The organism is Acaryochloris marina S15 (genome assembly GCF_018336915.1).
Lineage (GTDB): Bacteria > Cyanobacteriota > Cyanobacteriia > Thermosynechococcales > Thermosynechococcaceae > Acaryochloris > Acaryochloris marina_A.
Genome location: NZ_CP064923.1, coordinates 3,163,532 through 3,178,018, shown reverse-complemented (window position 1 = coordinate 3,178,018; position 14,487 = coordinate 3,163,532). Strand labels below are relative to the sequence as shown.

The 14,487-nt window shown below is 46.9% G+C and carries 12 protein-coding genes and 2 pseudogenes; 8 read left to right on the top strand and 6 right to left on the bottom strand.

Annotation, left to right across the window (positions count from 1 at the left end; genetic code table 11):
• Positions 1-2: 2 nt before the first annotated feature.
• A complete protein-coding gene (locus tag I1H34_RS14795; RefSeq protein WP_212661819.1) occupies positions 3-650 on the bottom strand; it encodes a Uma2 family endonuclease in 648 nt (215 codons plus the stop codon).
• 101 nt (positions 651-751) lie between these two features.
• Between I1H34_RS14795 and I1H34_RS14790 the strand changes: the two genes are divergently transcribed.
• Complete coding sequence (locus tag I1H34_RS14790; protein ID WP_212661818.1) at positions 752-1,327, top strand: WcaF family extracellular polysaccharide biosynthesis acetyltransferase; 576 nt, start codon at positions 752-754, stop codon at positions 1,325-1,327.
• A gap of 51 nt (positions 1,328-1,378) precedes the next feature.
• Positions 1,379-2,344: pseudogene (glsA, locus tag I1H34_RS14785) on the top strand (glutaminase A).
• Positions 2,345-2,420: 76 nt separating this feature from the next.
• Here glsA and I1H34_RS14780 read toward each other — a convergent pair.
• Entirely contained in the window at positions 2,421-4,604 is a 2,184-nt protein-coding gene (locus I1H34_RS14780) for a PhoX family protein (protein ID WP_212661817.1), read from the bottom strand.
• A 358-nt stretch (positions 4,605-4,962) separates the two neighbouring features.
• On the opposite strand from I1H34_RS14780, the pseudogene I1H34_RS14775 reads away from it, so the two are divergent.
• A pseudogene (locus I1H34_RS14775) lies at positions 4,963-5,748 on the top strand (MATE family efflux transporter); the annotation flags it as partial.
• A 270-nt stretch (positions 5,749-6,018) separates the two neighbouring features.
• Here I1H34_RS14775 and I1H34_RS14770 read toward each other — a convergent pair.
• Both I1H34_RS14770 and I1H34_RS14765 read right to left on the bottom strand, forming a co-directional pair.
• Positions 6,019-6,897 carry a hypothetical protein gene (locus I1H34_RS14770; RefSeq protein WP_212661816.1) on the bottom strand — a complete coding sequence of 293 codons (879 nt, stop codon included), beginning with the start codon at positions 6,895-6,897 and terminating at the stop codon, positions 6,019-6,021.
• The gene (locus I1H34_RS14765; RefSeq protein ID WP_212661815.1) at positions 6,801-7,358 is read right to left on the bottom strand and encodes a DUF6431 domain-containing protein; all 558 of its coding nucleotides are present in this window, start codon (positions 7,356-7,358) and stop codon (positions 6,801-6,803) included. The genes I1H34_RS14770 and I1H34_RS14765 overlap by 97 nt, the downstream gene beginning before the upstream one ends.
• 102 nt (positions 7,359-7,460) lie before the next feature.
• Between I1H34_RS14765 and I1H34_RS14760 the strand changes: the two genes are divergently transcribed.
• Both I1H34_RS14760 and I1H34_RS14755 read left to right on the top strand, forming a co-directional pair.
• A complete protein-coding gene (locus I1H34_RS14760; protein ID WP_249369258.1) occupies positions 7,461-8,012 on the top strand; it encodes an MATE family efflux transporter in 552 nt (183 codons plus the stop codon).
• Between the two features lie 501 nt (positions 8,013-8,513).
• Positions 8,514-9,320 (top strand): phytanoyl-CoA dioxygenase family protein, encoded by an 807-nt coding sequence (locus tag I1H34_RS14755; protein WP_249369256.1) that lies wholly within the window; start codon positions 8,514-8,516, stop codon positions 9,318-9,320.
• A 57-nt stretch (positions 9,321-9,377) separates the two neighbouring features.
• Here I1H34_RS14755 and I1H34_RS14750 read toward each other — a convergent pair whose 3' ends face one another.
• Positions 9,378-10,568, bottom strand: coding sequence for an RNA-guided endonuclease InsQ/TnpB family protein (locus I1H34_RS14750; RefSeq protein ID WP_249369255.1), 1,191 nt, complete (start codon positions 10,566-10,568; stop codon positions 9,378-9,380).
• Between the two features lie 27 nt (positions 10,569-10,595).
• Here I1H34_RS14750 and tnpA point away from each other — a divergent pair, with 27 nt between their 5' ends.
• Entirely contained in the window at positions 10,596-11,009 is a 414-nt protein-coding gene (gene tnpA, locus I1H34_RS14745; protein WP_212661814.1) for an IS200/IS605 family transposase, read from the top strand.
• Positions 11,010-11,406: 397 nt separating this feature from the next.
• A complete protein-coding gene (locus I1H34_RS14740) occupies positions 11,407-12,504 on the top strand; it encodes a calcium/sodium antiporter (protein WP_212661813.1) in 1,098 nt (365 codons plus the stop codon).
• A 2-nt stretch (positions 12,505-12,506) separates the two neighbouring features.
• Here I1H34_RS14740 and I1H34_RS14735 read toward each other — a convergent pair whose 3' ends face one another.
• Positions 12,507-13,568: a PstS family phosphate ABC transporter substrate-binding protein gene (locus I1H34_RS14735; protein ID WP_212661812.1), complete on the bottom strand. Its 1,062-nt coding sequence runs from the start codon at positions 13,566-13,568 to the stop codon at positions 12,507-12,509.
• Positions 13,569-14,182: 614 nt separating this feature from the next.
• On the opposite strand from I1H34_RS14735, the gene I1H34_RS14730 reads away from it, so the two are divergent.
• The gene (locus I1H34_RS14730; RefSeq protein ID WP_212661811.1) at positions 14,183-14,386 is read left to right on the top strand and encodes a DUF2811 domain-containing protein; all 204 of its coding nucleotides are present in this window, start codon (positions 14,183-14,185) and stop codon (positions 14,384-14,386) included.
• The last annotated feature ends 101 nt before the right edge of the window (positions 14,387-14,487 follow it).

Here is a 14,487-nt window from a genome sequence, read left to right as displayed (position 1 = left end):
CCTTACTCAACCGGATCCACGCCCAAAGCCCTTAATTGTTCCCGTAATCGCTCCGTGCGTTGTTGCTCTTGCACCAATTCATAACTGAGTTCTGCTGGTGCCAATAGCCGTTCTTCCGTAGCCAAACTTGTGAACCCAATCAACTTCCCTTCCACATTTAATCTTAGTCCTAAAGCCTGACTGCAACTATCCGCCATGAGAACATAATCATCTCCAGCTAGTCGATATCCCATCAAAGGAGACTCCAGCCATTCTCCCTTCGGATCAAACAACCAATATTCCTCCACTCCAATCTGGGCATAGAGGCGACGCTTAAAAATTTGGTCTTCCTGTTGAGTGCCCTTCGATGTCATCTCAAAGACAACCCGAGGCACCTCACCCTCCTCCCAAATCTTGTAGCTATCTCGTCCCCCCGGCTCAACTCCACAAATAACCATCACATCTGGGGCCACCCGCAACTTCGGCAATCCTTGAGCATAGTACAGAAACTGATTTGCCAATACCGTCGCTTGTTGTCCGTCAAGATGCTGTCGCAGCACCTCTAACGTCACTAAGATCGCGTAGAGATGATCATAGGTTTCTGCCACAGGTTCACCGTCCGATACTGGATAAACAATGGCTGCATCGGGTTGATTTTGAGTAACCTGCATCGCCAATAAATCCCCAAAAGAGCTGTCTAGAGTATATCAATTCTGCTCAAGTCAACCCCGATTGGGACTCCTGACATACTGTTTATTTTCTGCATTATCCTATGCGTCTCGATCAATACACCGTAGGTCAATACACCCCCGGTGCTCCCTATCTCAAACAGCTTCTATGGTACTTTCTCGGCCAACCTCTGTTCCGAAGTTATTGGCTTCCTGTGTCTGGACTAAAAGTGAAGCTGCTGCGACTGTTTGGTGCCCAGGTGGGTGAAAGCGTTAGAGTCAAACCCGGTGTCACCCTCAAATTTCCATGGCGAATTGTAATTGGCAATTATGTCTGGTTGGGTGAGCAAGTCTGGCTCGATAACGTCATTGATATCCGCATTGACGATCACGTCTGTATTTCCCAAGGAGCCTATCTAGGTACAGGGAATCATGACTGGCAAGACCCCAACTTTGCCCTTAAACTGTCTGCGATTCATCTAGAGTCAAGATGTTGGGTGGGAGCCAAAGCTGTGGTCGGGCCAGGGGTTACCATTGGTCAGGGTGCAGTCCTGTGTCTGGGTAGTATTGCAGGTACATCTCTAGCCCCCATGACCATTTATGCAGGCAATCCTGCTCGCCCTGTCAAAACTCGAAAAATGAGAAAAACCGAATTCGAGTCAGTAGTCCCATTCATGTGATCGCAACCGATACAATTTGCGACAATAACTCCAGACCTAGTCGAGGAATCTATGTCGGAGTTACAAGCCCTGCTCGAATCCTAATATCACACCTATCAGCAACAAGATGCTGGACAACTGGCCTGCTACATTCCAGAACTGTGCAAAGCCGATTCCAATTGGTTTGCCATTTCCATCGTTACCACCGATGGTCAAACCTTCCAAGTTGGGAGCTGTCAGCAGACTTTCACCATCCAATCCATTTCCAAAGTCTTTGTCTATGGTATGGCTCTTGCCGATCATGGCCGGGATACCTTATTGGCAAAAGTAGGCGTTGAACCCACCGGAGATCCCTTCAATTCTCTGATTCGACTAGACGAAGACTCCAAGCGCCCTGACAATCCCATGGTCAACGCGGGGGCGATCGCCACCACCAGCTTGATTCAAGGCAATGGCCCCACCGATCGCCTTAACCGCTTGTTGGAGATGTTTCGTCGTTACGTGGGCCATGAAGTCTTTATCGATATGCCCGTATTTATGTCCGAACGGGATACCGGGCATCGCAACCGAGCCATTGCCCACCTAATGCTCAATTTCGGCATGATCGATAAGAAGATCGATGAAGCGCTCGATCTCTATTTTCAGCAATGTTCTGTGTTGGTCAATTGCCATGACTTAGCTGTGATGGCAGCCACCCTGGCCCATAAAGGCATCAATCCCATCACTCAAGAGCGGGCTGTCGAGTCTGGCTTTGTCAAAGATATCCTCAGCGTCATGTACACCTGTGGTATGTATGATTTTGCCGGAGAATGGGCCTATAAAGTCGGTTTGCCTGCCAAGAGTGGCGTATCAGGCGGCATTATGGCAGTGGTTCCTAATCGAGCCGGTATCGCCGTATTTTCTCCTTTGCTGGATGAATATGGAAATAGTATCCGGGGCCGTCGAGTTTTAGAAGCGCTATCCCAAAAACTAGGATTGCACCTGTTCGACTTGTCGATGGGTGGATGTGGTTTACAAGCAGCAATGGACTCCAATTAACCACTCCCCCATCTCCATTCAGAGGCAGCTGATTTCCGTAGACGATGGAATCAGTGCATCCTATTGACGCTGGATCTTAAATCAAGGCATTACCATCTGAGCGATAAATAGCCACCAAAGCAGGTTTAGGCGGGTCCGTTGCTTTTTTCCCAGGCCAGTTGGAGCCGATTGGTACATCCCGAGTCTGTAGGAATTCCTGACCATCAGTGGTTAGCAGGGCAATCTCTCGGGTTTCAGACGCCATTTTTTGCCGAATTCCCCCTGCTTCTCCCGGATGTTGAGCCGTTAAAAAGAGCGCTTTTTGATTGGGATGTAAGCAGAGCCCACACAGCTCACTGTCCATCGGACCCATTGCAAAAGGGAATGCCTTACCCGCATGGACTCCCATCAAGGGGAGATACCAGGCTGTATTATTCCCAAAAATACCCCTTAGTTTGGATTGATCAACACCACTACGATTGGGAATGGCTAGATTGTGCTTACTGGTGGACATGTCCGTTACCATCCACAGATTGCCTTGAGCATCGATTTCTAGGTTGTCGGGATTAGCAAACCCAAGGCCATCCTGAGCCGGTTCCCCACCCACGGCTACCATTACCCACCGGAACTGCATAGCGGCGGGGTTATCGTCTACCTCCACAATTTTCATAATCCACCCATATTCGTAGGGTGATTCTCCATTGGGACCTTGAAAAATCTGTTTGTCAGGACCGCCATCTCCCCCCGGACCACCGGAAGTAAAGGCCACAAAAAGCGCTTTCTGTTCTGGATCAAAGGTGGTGTCTTCAGGCCTAGCTAAGCAAGTAATTCCGGCTGCATTAGCTGCATAGTGAGCATCGATTAGAATCGCCCCTTGGCGTTCACTGGCACTACCTTCATAGAGATCGCCCAAGGTTTTGAAGGTTTGCTGGAAGGATAAGGTGTCTTGATCGTTAGTGACGTCGATGTAGCCACCTTTCTGGCGATCTGGGTTCGGTAAGGTGACCAAGCCAGAGTTAGATTTGCCAACGACCTGATTGGGGAGGACGGGGTTGATGGGGGTACTAGCTTTGAGGGGAATCCATTGGCCTGTGCCATCGGCATTCAGCTGGGCTCCGAAGAGCATGCCTTTCTCTAAGAGTTTAGAGTTGGATTTATTGGTAGGTTTTTTGACTTTGCCTTCGCTGACAAATTTGTAGAGATGACCACCCCTGCGATCGCATCCCGAATACACGGCCAAAGGCTGACCCGCCACTGCATTCACAGCCACGGCTTCATGGCGATACCGTCCTAACCAGGTATGTTTGGTGCCATAGTCATTGGGATTGCTCGGATCAACTTCCACCATCCAGCCATATTTATTCCCGGCTAGGCCAAAGGGATTCCCCCGGCCATCGATCTTATCTTCTGTGAATTCAAATGGGGTATGAGGGGGGGGAAAGGAAGAACCATCCGCCATCACTGGTTCCGGGACTTGGTCTTGAAAGTTTTCTTCCGCACTTAATATCGTGCCCCATGGCGTGGTCCCACCCGCGCAATTTTGGAAGGTGCCGATAATACGGCTGCCTAAATTATCGTCATAGCCCCGCTTGTTGGTCTTGGTAAATACCGCCACCCCAGGTCCGGTGGCTTTTAAATAGCGGCCATCTTCCAACCCAGAAATTCCAGTGATCCGCCGATCTTGAGGGGAAGGCTTGCGTACCCATTTGCCTTTTTTGGATTGGATAGCGATGACCCCAATGCCTTGATCAATCAGTCCTTCTTTGGCAATCGCTTCAATCTGTTGCTTGAGCGGATCATCGGCTGATAGGGCAAAGGCGTCAATTTGTTCTTGTCCCATAGCCGATCGAACTTGATCAAATGGCAGAGACTTGCCTAAGACCTGCTCATAGGTCTGCATCCAAGTTTTGCCACTGATGTATTCAAAATTGATCGACAGATAGCCTGAGTCCGGTGCCGTCTCCACAAAGGAGACAAAGTCGTTATTGTAGCCAAACCGAGAATCTCCAACCTTGTCTCCCCAGGCGGCGATGGTTTCATAGGCATAGCCTTCCGGCAGGACCAAATCATCAATGACCTGATAGGTACTGTAGGCTTGCTTTTGTTGCTCTGGGGACAGCCCCTCAATGTCTAGGGGAATGGGGACCCGGATGGGCTTGAAGGAAATAGTCGCTTTCGTTGCGGCTGACGAACGGTAGGGGCTATTCTTCGAGGCACTGCAGGCAACCATGCTGGTTGCTGCGCCCATAAATAGCAAGAATTCTCGGCGGCTGATGGACATGAATAATAGGGTGATGAACCTAAGATTAAGGCTATCGCAATTAATTTAAGAAAAGGTAATGAATTGTCCCAAATACTGAAGATTTAGAAGATCAGTACTAAGAAGGTTAATAATCGGTAAACCTCAGATTAAGGTGTAAATAAGCTTATTCCAAGGTCCGAAAAAACTATGCTATCAGTTACTAATATGTACTTAGCTAAGAAGAAGTAAAGGGTAATCATTCCAACCCAATGCTTGAAAAGTCTGGAATGATTGAACTGAATTAAGCCCTGCCTTTTGGTTGGCTAACGCTTGGATCCCCCCTCTCTTTTGAATCTTTTTTATGGATGCAGATTAAGGGTGATGAGAAAGGTAAGGTATGGGCTTATCAATACCGGCTCACTATAGAAGTTTTCTACCTCGGTTCTATCAACTGGCTATAGTGAGTGCCTTCTCCAATATGATGGTGCCTCTGGCGGGATTGTTTGATACGGCCTTTCTGGGACATCTCGACGATATTCGCCATTTGGCTGGGGTGATCTTAGGAAGTATTCTATTCGATTACCTGTATCGCATCCTCAAGTTTTTTAGAAATAGTACCAACGCCATTACGGCCCAAGCGGAAGGTGAGAACAATCACCACGAGGTATTGTTGGCTGGATTGCGAAGTTGCACGGTTGCGATCGCAGTAGCCATCCTCATCCTTCTTTTCCAATATCCCTTACAGCGTCTGGGGTTTGCCGTCTTATCTGGGTCGCCTGGAATTGAAGCAGCCGGGCTCGATTATTTCAACACCCGCATTTGGGGAGCCCCCGCCGTATTGCTTAACTTCGTGCTGATTGGCTGGTTTTTAGGGCGGGAAATGAATCGGGTTGTCCTGATCATTTCCCTGGTGGGCAACGGTTCCAATGTCCTGCTGGACTACTTAATGATTAACCGCTGGGGCTGGGAAAGCATTGGGGCTGGTTTAGCGACTGCCCTGAGTCAATACCTCGCTCTGGGGGTGGCATTGGTCGCAGTTTTCTTCAGCATCGAATGGGCTAGGGTGCCTGCGGTCTTAAAGCAGGTTTGGGATATCGCTGCCTTCAAATCCACCCTACTGCTGAAAGGAAATATTCTGATCCGCTTTGTGGCTTTGATTTCGGCCTATGCCATTTTCACCAACCAGATAGATCAGAGAATGGTGTCTGCTAAAAGTTAGGTAGAAGGCCCTTGAGTAGCAATGGAACAGGAACGTACGCTAAGGCTGAAAGCTATATATAGAAAAAATTACAGAGGCCATATTTTTTGCTCTAAAACTGTACCATTTAGACTTTAGTTTAATTGGTACAGAAAATTGGAACGGTATATCAAGGGTTTCAGCTCCTTCTCAGCAGAGAGGTTTATTTGGTACAGAATTTTAGGTGCTTAGCGTACATTCCTGTTCGGATACTACTCACACCCCTAGAAGCATGGTATCCAGGCTGCCCACAGTGCATAGGTTAAGCGCCTCCATCCAAGACAAACCTTTGAGCTGAACTCCGAAATGTTCTGCCAAAGACTGCCTAGCCTTTTTCGCATCGGGGAGAAACTGTCGTAGATTATTCACAATCGCCCAGGCATTCACCATGGGGTTAATGGCATCCTCTGCTCGATATTGCCCAAATTTCATGAGCTTCTTGCCCAAGAATCGCATGGAGCGATCTAAAGGTGCAGAATAGGCGGAAGCGTCTTTATGTTTCAGGTGATTCGTAAACAGAAAGCGTTTGTGCTTGAGAATATCCAATCGATTGAGCAACATTGGCTCATGGCCATAGCGTTCGCGATTGCGTCGAACCCTTTGAGAATAAGCTGCTAGTGAAGGAGCATTGAGAACTGAATCGAAATCATCTTTCAGTTGTTGGAGTTGGTCAGGTCGCCAATCAGGATGGGTCTTTGAGAAATCATCAAAGGTGGCACTTACCCGTTTTTGGCCATGGAGTTTGCACTCTATTAAGTCGAGGTCAACCTCAGATATCCAAGCATTTTGAGAAGCTACCCAGCCGTCGGTGGTCACCGATGCAGGGACATACAGTTCCGCTTGTTCTAAGTGACCTGTGGCTTGTCCAGCGGCGTCCATTCCCGTCAAGAATCGATGGATGGTGGCTTGAAAAGCAGACTCATCGGTGGACTTCATCAATTCGGTATACCAAATCAATTCAGCTTGAGCCACCAAAAACAAGTAGATTTTCTCCCCCTCTAAACTGGCAAACTTCTCATCACTGAGTAAATGGGCGGGGGGGTGAGTCCCAGACGCAGCAACAATAAAGACACAGGCATTAAGTTCCCCAACCATTGCACCAGATTCCAAACCCAACCCGGTTGCCAGCTCCGCTCTACTCCTAGCCAGCTATAAATTGTAGCCGTCTCTCTGTTGCTCAATCCCATCCCTAGATTTAACTCCAGTAGCTTGCCTAGACAGTCTGCATCTTGGCGACGATATCGCAGGATGAAGCTGGGCAAGACAGTGAAGACCGCTCGACAACTTAAGCAGCGGGTTCGACAGATAGGGATTGCTTCTACTGGCCCTAACCACCCTTGCACTTGGCGATCTTGTAGAGCATGGAGCGTATAACGACTGGTATCACAGCAATCGGGCTTATGACGTTCTGAAGAAAGTTGAGCTGTGAGGGGTGCTTGCAAATACTCGATTAAGGGGCGGTGATCTTCTGCTTGCACCAAGTCCAAATAGTCTTGTTTGGTTGCGCCAAAATGAACAATTGCCGTACGATTTTGGTGGGCTTGTTTTTCAGTCATGGCTAATTCGCTACGCTCATAGTCACTGAAGTATAAGCTTTTCAGGCTTTTGCCATCTCAGACACCATTTCCTAAACTATCTGCACCAACCTCAGTGCTACCTTGGGCACTACTATCCTGGCGGAAAATGGTCTGCTGCTCCAAATTGCCTTGCTGAGCCAGTTCACGGTGAATGGAGTAGGGCTCATAACTCAGACCCTAGTCGGCAACTTTAAGGGCAAAGGGGAGTCGGAACGGATAATGCCCGTCCTCTACACGTCGATTGTCCATGGACTGTTGATCTCCTTACCCTTTGCGGTTCTGTCGGTTCTATTCCCGGTGACGGTGTTTGGACTGTTGACCAGTCATATAGAGGTCAGTTATTCCATCCATGCCTATGTGATCTGGCTAGTGCCATTACTCAGCCTAACGGCGGTGGCCTTTGTGCTGGAAGGATACTTTATCGGGTTGAAAGAGGGAGCCATTCTGCGGAATTCAGCCTTGACGGCGTTGGGGATGGGCTATGCACCGATTGCGATCGCAGGTTGGTATTTTCAAAGCAATCATTTGCTATGGACCTCTTTAACAATTTACATGGCAACCTTGATGTTTTCTCTGTCCTTGCAGATTCTAAAAAATCAACAGAACTATCAATCTTCATTAGGCCAGACTTAGGAAATTCTTTTCTCTAGAATAATATCTGTGCCTTGGTAAAATATAGAATTTAAATAAGAAAAAACCTCGACTGTTTAGGCGAGGCTTAAGGCTTTTTGGAAAATATAAAGTCTTAGATAGGAATACACTATAGCATGTTTTTACTAATATATCTTGACCACAAGAATATCTAAAAGTTGAACATTTTATGTGCAAGTTGTTTTAAAAAATGTAGTGTTGATAACATATTGAATTTGATATCTTATCTGAACTTTTAAGTTTTTCTAAAGTTTTCTCTATTGAGTCTGATTGCTCAGGTCCATTATTTAGTTTCAATTCTTGTGAGACACCCATAATTTCTGAATTGTAGAAAATAAATCTTGATATGAATCAAGATAGGATATCCATCTGGGGTGGGAATGATCATTAGAGATCAGGGTAATTTGTATTACCCTGCTTCAAAGCAGCTCAGATTGCTTGGGGCTTCCTCTCTAGTTCACAAATGGTCTGGTTTAGCTACAGATGGAAAATATGGAAATCGTGACACAACAGCAGACTCCTTCCATTTCCCTTCAACAGACCTTCGGGCAGCAGGGATATGTCGTCATTAAGAATTTCTTTTCTCCCCAAGAGATGGCAGCTCTCATTGAGCAGATCGAATCTCCCCAGAGTCGTCAATGTTTAGATCAATGTCTAACCAAAGGCACCCTGCGGTTTTATGCCAATCTTTATCGGCACAACGAATCGATTCAAAAATTTGTTTCCCAACCCAAAATCGTCAACTTCCTGTATCCATTTATTGGTTCAGACTTTTGGGTGAGATGGGATCAAGCGGTCGCCAAAGGACCGGGAGCCAAAACTTTTCCCTGGCACCAGGATAATGCTTATAACGGCTTTAAGCAGACCCACTATCAACTTTGGGTGGCTCTTACTGCGATGACCATCGAAAATGGGGGACTTTGGCTAGTGCCTGGTAGTCACCATCAGCTATTGCCCCATCGACAAGTTAATAACCATATGGTTTATAAAGGTGAACCCGAGGCTCCTACCTTTATTACTGCAGAGGTGGGAGATATTGTCTTATTCTCATCTTTAACCCTGCACAAAACTACACCGAACAAGACAGAAGGAATCCGCTGGGCATATGTGATTGAGTACATGTCCACGAATGATTATGATCCCGGTATCTCACCGCCTTTTTTAAAGGTTGCTAAACAGGGGCAGCCCCATGCAGAGTTTGTCCAATCCTATCGAGGGCGAAACCCTATCAATCGTCTTAAGCATCGTTTATCCCGACGGGAAATGAGTCAGATTCTGGAGTGGCATTGACGCTCTCCCTCTAATCCTTCGGATATAGCCGGAGATTCTTGTTTCACAGACTCTTAACTATGCAGCGTGAACTGCACCCGTCAGACCGTCTCCACAAGCATTTTGTTGAACTGTGCGCCCCACAGCTCGATTGCGAATCACCTCGCCACTGGCAACATCACGAGGCTTAGACGAGCCACATGAGCATTGATGCCAACGGTCTTTTAACATCTTGGTTACCACTGCCCCGCAATCAGGACATTCTTGACTGGTGCCACGAGCATCCACTTGGACATATGCCTTATCCCGCTTAAAACAGACCCAAGGCAGAATCTGATTCAGGAATTGACCATGCCCAGCATCCAACATGTGTTTGCCCAGCATCCCTCGACTTAACCCAATCAGATTCAAGTGTTCCACAGCAATCGCATCGCCCTGATCACAAAGTTGATGAGCCACCTTAAAGTGGAAATCTTTGCGAGTGTTGGCTATACGTTCATGCAGCAAGGCAATTTGGTGCTGGGACTTAACCCAATTGGATGACCCTAACCTCTTTCGCTTCAATCGACGTTGCAGCAATTTCAGCTTGCGTTGCATATCCACGAAGAACTTAGGTCGCTCAATTTGGAGGCCATCTGAGGTGGAAAGGAAGTATTCTAAACCCACATCAACCCCCACCACATGACCACGAACTGGAGGAGCACAAATCTCCAAAGCAGCCTGAAACGTCAGCATCAAATAGAACCCTGATGCTCGTTTGATGATTCTCGCTTGCTTGACTTGATACCCCTCTGGGTAAGGTCGCGACTGCCTGAACTTTATGAATCCAATATTCGGCAGCTTGACCACCCCTTGACCCAAGGGGTCTTTACCCAGTTGGGGAAATACAAACGACCGCATTCGTCCCCGTTTCTTAAATCTGGGAAATCCAAAGTTCCGGTCTTTCATATCCTTGAATGCTTTATCTAGCTTTCGCAGAACTTGCTGCAAAACTTGGGCATTGACTGACTTCAAGCGGGGGTTTGTTTTCTTGGCTTGGGTCAGGGACTTGCACTGGTCATTGAACCCTGGATAAGGGGTATCGACACTGATGATGTACTCACTCCGTAATGAGCAGGCATTCACTGGGCACTTCCTTGAAGCTATCCAATCTTTACGCTCACGCAAGGCATAATTCCAAACCGATGAGCAAACATCTAAGATGTGCTGCATCTGTTCGGCTTGTAGCTGAGTGGGAATTAGTTTGTACTCATAAGTGAGTGTTAGCATAGTCCTATTTTAGCTTAGTCGCTTAACATGTCAAAGCAGTTAAATAAGCTTTACCATTGCTCTTACAACATTCAATATCATTTAGTCGCTTGCACTAAATATCGGCGTAAATGCATCACTCAACCTATGCTTAATAAGCTGGATGAGATTTTTAGGGACACCATCAAAAAGTGGGAGGGAGAGCTGATTGAATTTAATGGTGAACCTGACCATGTGCATTTATTGATCTCTGTTAACCCTAAAGTCCAACCCTCAAAACTGGTCAATAATCTGAAAACTGTTTCTAGCAGGCTCATTCGTAAGGAGTACGCTGAACATCTCAATCAAGTCTATCGAGGCAAGCCTATTTTCTGGAGTCGGTCATACTGCGTCATTTCTTGTGGTGGAGCACCGATTTCTGTCCTCAAGAAATATATTCAGCAGCAAGCTGAGATTGAATAATGGCTTCCTATCGGGCGCGCTTCACTTCACCACAACCTAACCCTGCGGGTATTGGCGGAGCACTGCGAAGAGATCTTGGTAGTGGTTCTCCATGGGGTGTGAATGGAGCTGTCGGCAGGTGATTAAACCCTAGGAACTATCATTTCCCGACATATTTTTTGGGTTCACCTGCCCCAGTGGAATAAACTTTTTGCCAATGGATATATTTAGTGCAGAATGTAGAAGGCTTGAGCCATCCTATCTGAGATGCCAAAGGTCCTTTTCATCAGCTCATGTTCTGGGTTGCTTGAAAGGTTGATTGACTTAGAGAAGAGGGTACTCAGCTATCTTGTGCATCTTGATTTCGCTACAATCGCGGTTATGTGCGCAAGTTGGCAATCTTATCTAGGGAACAACCATGATCGTAACGGCTATCGCTGCTATTGTTGGCGGTTTAGTGCTGTTAGTTGTTGGGGCAGAAGCCCTAGTTCGAGGCGCTTCTCGCTTAGCAACGATGGTTGGTCTGTCTCCTTTGATTATTGGCCTCACCATTGTGGCCTACGGCACCAGCGCCCCCGAAATGGCGGTCAGTGTCAAATCTAGTCTGATTGGCCAAGGTGACATCTCCTTGGGAAATGTAATTGGCAGTAATATCTTTAATATTCTGCTGATCTTAGGTCTGTCTTCTCTGATTACACCTCTATTGGTGGCTCAGCAATTGGTCCGTCTAGATGTTCCCATTATGATTGGGGTCTCCGGTTTGATGTGGCTATTTAGTTGGGATGGCAACTTGGGGCGATCGGATGGCGTGATCTTATGTTTAGGAGGGATTATCTATACCCTCTTTTTGATTTATCAAGGTCGGCGAGAACATAACGAAGAAGTTCAAGCTGAGTATGCCAATGAATATGGTAAGCCCATTCAGCGTACAGGACCAGGCTTGTTGGCCAATCTAGGGTATGTCGTTGTTGGTGCGATTTTATTAGTGTCAGGATCCAATTCATTGGTAGATGGTTCGGTCAAAATTGCTCAGAAATTTGGGATTTCTGAACTCGTGATTGGATTAACCATTATTTCAGTGGGAACGTCTTTGCCAGAGTTAGCAACGTCCATTGTGGCGAGTATTCGGGGGGAGCGAGACATTGCCGTTGGCAATGTCATTGGCAGTAATATTTTCAATATTTTAACGGCCTTAGGATTGGCCAGTATGCTTGCTCCTGAAGGCATCGATGTTGCTAACACAGTTCGCTCCTTCGATATCCCTATTATGATTGCGGCTGCAGTGGCTTGTCTTCCCATTTTCGCGACGGGCAATGTGATCTCTCGTTGGGAAGGGGTATTATTCTTGATCTACTACATGGCTTATAACAGCTACTTAGTGCTGAATACCATGCACCATGAGGGCATTAGCGTGCTGACGACCGTCATCAGTACCTTTGTCGCTCCCTTGACGGTCATTACGTTTGCAATTATTACCTTCAGAACAGTTCGTCACCAACAAAGCAAGAAAGTCTAGAACTACGGTTGCGAGCTGGGAGAAAGCTGGACGAATCCAGCTTTGACCAGCAATTCCTGGCCTTGGTTACTGAGCAACAGTTGTGTATAAGCTTCTCCAGCTGGAGAACTGTTGTGGGGATAGATGACGTATAGCGGATGGGTGAGGGGATACTCCTGACTCAGAAATGCGGTGCTATTAATTCGATTGCGTTGGTTAGGGCAGTCTTGAGATAAGACGTAGGGAGATTGATAAGGCGCAATCCATTGCTGGGGTTCCTTGCCAAGGGGTAACGGTTTGACTGAGCATTGGGGAATGATCTCTGCGGATGAACCAAAGAGGATACCGCCAGGACTTTCAGCCAACTTTCTCAAGGCAGCGGTCATGTTGGGGGAGTAGTCTATGGTCTTGCTAAAAGACTGGCCCTGCATGACTTTGCTGAGAAATAGGTCTACGCTTCCCACAGAGCCGACAGAAAGGGACAAGGGCTGAATGTCTAAGTTGGGTCCACCCACTTGCTGCCAGTTGGTAATTTTCCCCTGGTAGATGTCCGCCAGTTCTTGGAGGGTGAGACCTGGGATCGAGAGGCTGGGATGGGTGGCAATGGCGATGCCGTCCGTTGCTACAGGGACTTGTTTCAGCTCTATTCCATTCTCTTGGGCCTGCTTTATTTCATCTGGCCGGAGGGGGCGGTCGGATTGGACAAAATCCAATTTGTCTTGGAGCAGTAGTGCTATGGCAGTGACAGAATTAGCGGGTTGATCACTGGGCTGTACATAGCTGAGTTGATATTCTCGCCGTTCCGATTGGATGGCAGAGTCGACTACGAGTCGGATGGATGACCAGTCAGGGCTGCCGCTATACCTAAATCGCCCTGAAGGGACGGGATTAACCTGAGTAAAGGTTGAATCGTCTGAGACGGATTCTAAAGTGGAAGATTGGGGCTGTTCTCCCTTCTGTTGAGAGGTTTGGAGGTTTTGCCAAATGCCGAAGCCTAGAAGACCGACCGACCAAACTAACCCGACTGCGATCATGCCTGGGAGGACTAGATCTCTATTTTGCTTGGGATTTTTAAGAGGGTTCATAACAATATCCAGATCAATCCCATCAATCAATGGTTGGAGAATGAGCAGATTTTATAGGGACTGAGACTGAAATTTATTATCCCATCCCTACTCAATGATTTTTCTAGGAACAAACATTATTTCTTATTTAGCTTGTTTAAAAGATTCTAGTGTTGCCCAAGTACTTCTGTAACGAGCTGTCGTCCTGAAAAATAATCAAATGGTGACTTGATGGCCGATAAATATAATTTTCTCAAATAATTATCTTTCCCCAGGTTATCCCCAAGCTTTCCACAAGTTTTTCCACGGTTTTCCACAGATCTCCCAATGTTTTCCACAGGGTATTGATGAGACTAAAAGCGCTTGAGAAATTTCTGGGGATTTTGGGGCTCAGATGAGATTTCCCCAGGAAAATATGAATATATGTAAATAAAAATGCTTAAAACTATTGATTTTGCGTTAGCAGTTGCTTTTTTTCTTAAGAATTCATTTGACGCTTAACCATTGACAACCCCACCCCCACATAGCGCAAAATGAGTCGGCCTAAGTTATTTGAGTGCTCTCAGTATTGGGGGGGCAGGGTTCGTGCACGCAAATGACGATTGAATCGAACTGTATTGCCAAGATTGATAACTATGAACGCAACTATTAGCATTCTTGCTGAAATTCCTGAGGAGTTGCACCAAACTCTCAAAGGATACTTAGAGTCTCATCCTGATTGGGACCAGGATCGAGTTTTTGCGGCAGCCCTATCTTTATTCTTGTTGCAAAATGGCGAAGGCGATCGTCGTGCAGCTCGGGTCTATTTAGATACGCTGTTTCAGCGCTCTGCTGGATAAAGATCTGAGATAGTGAGATGGCACTTTCAGTCATGAAGGGTTGGATAGAGCAGTAAGTCTTTATGGCCCTTGGATAGAGTGAGGCCAGAGGGGCTTATGGA

Excerpts from the sequence above, each read along its gene's own strand:
- I1H34_RS14795 (WP_212661819.1), bottom strand. The coding sequence starts at position 650 with ATGCAGGTTACTCAAAATCAACCCGATGCAGCCATTGTTTATCCAGTA.
- I1H34_RS14790 (WP_212661818.1), top strand. The coding sequence starts at position 752 with ATGCGTCTCGATCAATACACCGTAGGTCAATACACCCCCGGTGCTCCC.
- I1H34_RS14780 (WP_212661817.1), bottom strand. The coding sequence starts at position 4,604 with ATGTCCATCAGCCGCCGAGAATTCTTGCTATTTATGGGCGCAGCAACC.
- I1H34_RS14770 (WP_212661816.1), bottom strand. The coding sequence starts at position 6,897 with ATGGTTGGGGAACTTAATGCCTGTGTCTTTATTGTTGCTGCGTCTGGG.
- I1H34_RS14765 (WP_212661815.1), bottom strand. The coding sequence starts at position 7,358 with ATGACTGAAAAACAAGCCCACCAAAATCGTACGGCAATTGTTCATTTT.
- I1H34_RS14755 (WP_249369256.1), top strand. The coding sequence starts at position 8,514 with ATGGAAAATATGGAAATCGTGACACAACAGCAGACTCCTTCCATTTCC.
- I1H34_RS14750 (WP_249369255.1), bottom strand. The coding sequence starts at position 10,568 with ATGCTAACACTCACTTATGAGTACAAACTAATTCCCACTCAGCTACAA.
- tnpA (WP_212661814.1), top strand. The coding sequence starts at position 10,596 with ATGTCAAAGCAGTTAAATAAGCTTTACCATTGCTCTTACAACATTCAA.
- I1H34_RS14740 (WP_212661813.1), top strand. The coding sequence starts at position 11,407 with ATGATCGTAACGGCTATCGCTGCTATTGTTGGCGGTTTAGTGCTGTTA.
- I1H34_RS14735 (WP_212661812.1), bottom strand. The coding sequence starts at position 13,568 with ATGAACCCTCTTAAAAATCCCAAGCAAAATAGAGATCTAGTCCTCCCA.
- I1H34_RS14730 (WP_212661811.1), top strand. The coding sequence starts at position 14,183 with ATGAACGCAACTATTAGCATTCTTGCTGAAATTCCTGAGGAGTTGCAC.